We start from the raw sequence: 4,250 nt of genomic DNA, 5'->3' as shown, positions 1-4,250 counted from the left end.
CTACCGCCAGCGGGTGCTGCACAACCTCAGTCAGCGGGCCAGCAAGCTCGGCATGAAACTCGTCGCAGCAGAACCCGTCTAAAAAACACCTTTGCAAATCAATCACTTGGTTGGTGTTTCTTGAGAGCCGGCATTTGCGGATGGCAGGCGTTCGGATGCTCGGCGAACAAAATTTCTGTAGGACATTCGCTCCATCTTCCCTTGCTCTATTAGCACAGCATGCCCCAAGTCATTCTCTTCCGAGAAGGGAAAGCCGTCGGTATTTCCCGGCACATTCAATGTTGCAACGTACTTGCCTAACACGCCGACGGTAATGCCAACGTTTTTTGGCCCCGGTATGAAATACACGCAAGAACCCTTTACAGTCATGCACATGAACTCGTCGAGGGCACGTTGCTGTTGGTCTTCCTCACTGGCAGGAGTGAACTCGTCGTAAGCCCGAAGATTGAACCCTTCGAAGTCTTCAAATTTCGAAGATCGATGAAAGTTCATAAGCGCCCGAACTTCGTGGTGGGAAATATTTTCTCGAAACCAGTCTCCAAACAAAAAATAGCCCGCAGCCAATGCCACTTTCGCCGCGAACTGTAAGCGACCATGAGGCGAGAGAGAAATTCTGGAAGTGAACTTCTTGCCAGAAAACTCATGCTCCTCCAAATCTCGCCGAGCGATAGGATCGTAAACTTTCAATCCGTCCTGGCTGAAAAATTCGATTTGAACTGGTTTTTCTTCCTCCCCCATCTTTGACTGTCTACTCTTCGCAGTAGGTTTCTTGTTGCTATGTCCTCGTGCGTCTAGGGCAATTCGGCGAGAAAGAATCAAGAAGTCATTTGCTAGGGCACCATCAATCTTGCTGCCAGCCTCAGAATTAAACGATGCATCAACATGAATAACAAATTGGTTCGACCCGCCAAGAGACAACGGGATAATATGTTCACAGTTCGATGCGTGCGCTTCTAGTTCGTTGTCGGTGTAGGGGCAATACATGATAGGGAACGAGGCCGGCTAACGTCAAAGCTCAGGGACGCTGCGCGGCTTTGTCGCGCAGCGTCCCCTGGAGCGAATTGTTGGGCCACGGACGTGGCAACTCTGCGCGTACCGATGTCAAGGCCTTGACTAATTGGAGGCGCTTCCGTGGTGACTTCAGTTTGGCTGGGAGGCGGCTTAACCAATGGCCATTAGGTCCAACCGGAAGGCCACGGCGAGAAGACAGCTGCCGTGAGGTGGGGAGCGGTTTGGATGAGAGCACCTCGATAAAGTGGTCGAGTTGTGCGGGATCACTGAACTGAAGTTCGTACTCATCAAACTGCACATGCAAAACGAGGTAGCCTTTGTGGGGTACTTGATTCGGAGCGGGCGGCTCGCACAATTCTGTGGTTCCCGGAACAGGCACATGCACCCAGAATGCTAGCGGTGCGGTCCGCCAGTCATTTTCAAAGGTGAAGTGAAATGTGGCGCTCATGAGTGAGGGGCCCAACGCCCGCGGTAAGCCGCGCCGGAGTGCGTAGCACGGAGGGTACCCGCAAGCGAAGCTTGTGGGCGTCGGCTTGACCAACCAGTTAGGCTGCGCGAAGGCGCGATACCGTTATTTGTATGTGAGCTCATGCCGCGTTGTCGCCACGGACTAGCATGCCAGGAATAATGCTTGGCATGCGATTGCCCGACAGCCAGTCTTCATAGGTAGGCATGTTGGCCCACGACTCTTCATCGCTCATTCTATGAATGAATTGATCGGTTGCATTGGCTTGTTCCGCAAAGCGCTTTCCGGTCAGCGATATGCCATGGCGAATTTTGAGAGGGCGGCCTTCATATCCGACAGATTGGTCTGCATCTGGCACGAAGAGAATTTTTGACTCCCCATCCGCGTTAAAAGTCGGATCCCGCATCACGTCATCACTCTTGTGAACGACGTGCCTTTCGGCTTCAATGAATTTGTCTTTGACGTACCAAATCTTGTAGCCAAAGAGCTTCTCTCCACCGCCGGTCTGGATCAACTGATCCACATTCATTTCACAGCAACCCTGTCTGCTCCATCCCTCTGGAGAGACTTCAACATAGACAGGGGGCGTTGCACTTAGGCTTCTTGCAAAACGCGTGACATGCTTGTCTATGGACGCTGGGGTCGTAAGAGTGGATGTGTCGAAGTGGATCATAAATTCAGTGATTGCGGTGGATTTGTCTTGCTCACAAACCAGAGGCCTAACGTGGAGTTGAGGGGCCTGCCGCGGCTCTTCGCGGCAGGTCCCTCTCGAACGCGGGGTTAGAGCGCATTAGGCGAAAAGCTCCACTGCACTTTCGACCCATTCGTGATTGTGACTTGCCCAAGCACTGTTCGGGGAAGGGGGCGGGAAACCACTTCGGCAGTAGCCGCGCTTGGACTCGAAATCAAAGACCGCATGCGGGTGCCCGTTGATTAGCAGTACGGTCCTAAGTGAGTCCACAGACCAGGCGATCTTCACGAGCGAAGGCATGGCTCGATCCGTAACGCTGGCGACGTTGTAGATGTGCAATACATCCTGAATCGCGTTGCCCTCGTCAGATGGATCTAGCGCATAAAAGTAGCCGGTTTCTCCGTCATCCTCAAAAACGGCCACGTACCTTCCTTCCGGTGCGGCGCCCTCGACAACAAGTGGAGTTCCGACGAGAAGCTGCTGTTCAGCGGTAACGTGGACAGGCATAGGGATCAGTATTGCGCTCTAACGATGACGCTGAGCGGGCGGCGTAGCCGTCCGTTCGAGCAACCGGTTAAGGCGCAAGTTGATGTACGGCACAAATTTCATTCCCGCAGCTCCACGACCTGGACCGGTCCATCGTACTCACCGAAAAACGCCTCTGCGAACTCAATGACATCCGCGAGCAACTCGTCAGGGTGTGCCGACGTAAGGATGAAATTTTTCTCAGGTGAGCCTGCTGCGATTGCGGCGTCATCGACGATGTCTTCGATTTCGCGACAAGCCGGGCCAACTGACGCCACTAGTTTCACGCCATCGACTACGAACTGGGCGGCAAGCTCGACCATGCCGGCAGGCACACCGTTCGGGCAGTGCAGAACTAGCTTCTTGGCGAACGGCATTGCGCTTTAACGTGGAAGTGAGGGGCAGCCGGAGCGCGTAGCGCGGAGGGAACCAACAAACGCAGCTTGTTGGCTGTCCCTCTCGACTGCAAAGTTAGAGATGACGTTCATGCTGCCCAACACCCAAGCGGGGTGCCAAATACACCATGCGCGCCTAGATTTGAAGCGCTCTCGCCCCAAAAACAAAGAAACCGCTCCTCGGCTGGCTGATACACAAGCCAATAGCCGCGAGCGTGCGCAATGCAGAACCCCTCAATAGATTCACCGACTTCCGCAAAGGGGAAGCCCGGCGCCATGACCTGCGCGGAGACAGAGAATGGCTCGCAAAGGCTGGAGCGCAAATCTCTTTCAAGAGATTCGAAGTACTCATCGGCATTGGCGCTCGCCGAGACAAACACATCATCTCGGTTTGAAATGGCAGCTTCCAGCGCGAACTGTGCTTGTTGAAGCGAGATCATCTCTAACGTAGAAGTAACCGGCCTGCGCGGCTTTTCGCGCAGGTCCGGTTGACTGCCGGGTTAGGGCTTTCGTGTCTTGAGGACGAACTTAGGGTCATATATCTGCACCAAGGTTGATATGAACTCCTTAGCTTGGGCGATTGCTGTCTTGGCCTCATATTCGTTGCAGAACTCACCCTGATGAGCAATTGCGTTGCGCTTGGTGTTGATTTCTCCTGCGACTTTCTTCAGCGCCTTCATCTTCTTGTTCTTCGTTTTGTCCGTCTCACTCAGAGGAATGAGTAGACGGTCAAGCTTTCCAGCAAGACCATTAGCCCAACGAAGAAGACTGTCAACGAACTCCGAATCAAACTCGCTATTCAATTCAAATTCGCGCCGGACGGCAAAGTTGGCTGCAATTTCAGCGGCGGTAGCGGCGCGGACGATGGCAGCGGACCATTCCTCGCGTGTGTGTAGGCCAGACAACTTATGCCATTGCTTCTGCACCTTCTCAAGGTCAGTCAGTTCCTCATATGGTCTACGTGCGGTCATGAGTGCTCCAAAGCGCTAACGGACAAGGTAAGCGGCTGGCCGAAGGCCTGTCCGCTTGACCGACGGGTTAGCGGAGTAATCGGCCCGCCCGCGCCGCAAATCGTCCCGAAGAAACACGGGTTGGCGCAGCCGCTGGCGGCGTGGCAAGGTGGAACGTGGCGCCGGGGAAGACCGATATGGCAATGGTGCGT

At 54.2% G+C, this 4,250-nt stretch carries 6 protein-coding genes; all 6 read right to left on the bottom strand.

Features of this window, described 5'->3' with window-relative positions; translation table 11 throughout:
* Positions 1–102: 102 nt before the first annotated feature.
* Positions 103–984: an HNH endonuclease gene (locus KGA65_RS00865; RefSeq protein ID WP_225861249.1), complete on the bottom strand. Its 882-nt coding sequence runs from the start codon at positions 982–984 to the stop codon at positions 103–105.
* Positions 985–1,598: 614 nt separating this feature from the next.
* Positions 1,599–2,006, bottom strand: a complete 408-nt coding sequence (locus KGA65_RS00860; RefSeq protein WP_225861248.1) for a hypothetical protein — start codon at positions 2,004–2,006, stop codon at positions 1,599–1,601.
* A gap of 261 nt (positions 2,007–2,267) precedes the next feature.
* A complete protein-coding gene (locus KGA65_RS00855) occupies positions 2,268–2,675 on the bottom strand; it encodes a DUF2251 domain-containing protein (protein WP_225861247.1) in 408 nt (135 codons plus the stop codon).
* A 98-nt stretch (positions 2,676–2,773) separates the two neighbouring features.
* Positions 2,774–3,070 carry a DUF7684 family protein gene (locus KGA65_RS00850; protein ID WP_225861246.1) on the bottom strand — a complete coding sequence of 99 codons (297 nt, stop codon included), beginning with the start codon at positions 3,068–3,070 and terminating at the stop codon, positions 2,774–2,776.
* Between the two features lie 107 nt (positions 3,071–3,177).
* Complete coding sequence (locus KGA65_RS00845) at positions 3,178–3,528, bottom strand: hypothetical protein (RefSeq protein ID WP_225861245.1); 351 nt, start codon at positions 3,526–3,528, stop codon at positions 3,178–3,180.
* 60 nt (positions 3,529–3,588) lie between these two features.
* Entirely contained in the window at positions 3,589–4,059 is a 471-nt protein-coding gene (locus KGA65_RS00840; protein ID WP_225861244.1) for a hypothetical protein, read from the bottom strand.
* Positions 4,060–4,250 lie beyond the last annotated feature (191 nt).

It is taken from the genome of Ideonella benzenivorans (assembly GCF_020387415.1).
Classification (GTDB): domain Bacteria; phylum Pseudomonadota; class Gammaproteobacteria; order Burkholderiales; family Burkholderiaceae_C; genus Ideonella; species Ideonella benzenivorans.
Note: the sequence above shows the minus strand (reverse complement) of the source record. Positions and strands in the feature narration are given on the sequence as shown.

What these genes read in the sequence shown, in the direction of transcription:
- KGA65_RS00865 (WP_225861249.1), bottom strand. Translation starts at nt 984, where the DNA reads ATGTATTGCCCCTACACCGACAACGAACTAGAAGCGCACGCATCGAAC.
- KGA65_RS00860 (WP_225861248.1), bottom strand. Translation starts at nt 2,006, where the DNA reads ATGAATGTGGATCAGTTGATCCAGACCGGCGGTGGAGAGAAGCTCTTT.
- KGA65_RS00855 (WP_225861247.1), bottom strand. Translation starts at nt 2,675, where the DNA reads ATGCCTGTCCACGTTACCGCTGAACAGCAGCTTCTCGTCGGAACTCCA.
- KGA65_RS00850 (WP_225861246.1), bottom strand. Translation starts at nt 3,070, where the DNA reads ATGCCGTTCGCCAAGAAGCTAGTTCTGCACTGCCCGAACGGTGTGCCT.
- KGA65_RS00845 (WP_225861245.1), bottom strand. Translation starts at nt 3,528, where the DNA reads ATGATCTCGCTTCAACAAGCACAGTTCGCGCTGGAAGCTGCCATTTCA.
- KGA65_RS00840 (WP_225861244.1), bottom strand. Translation starts at nt 4,059, where the DNA reads ATGACCGCACGTAGACCATATGAGGAACTGACTGACCTTGAGAAGGTG.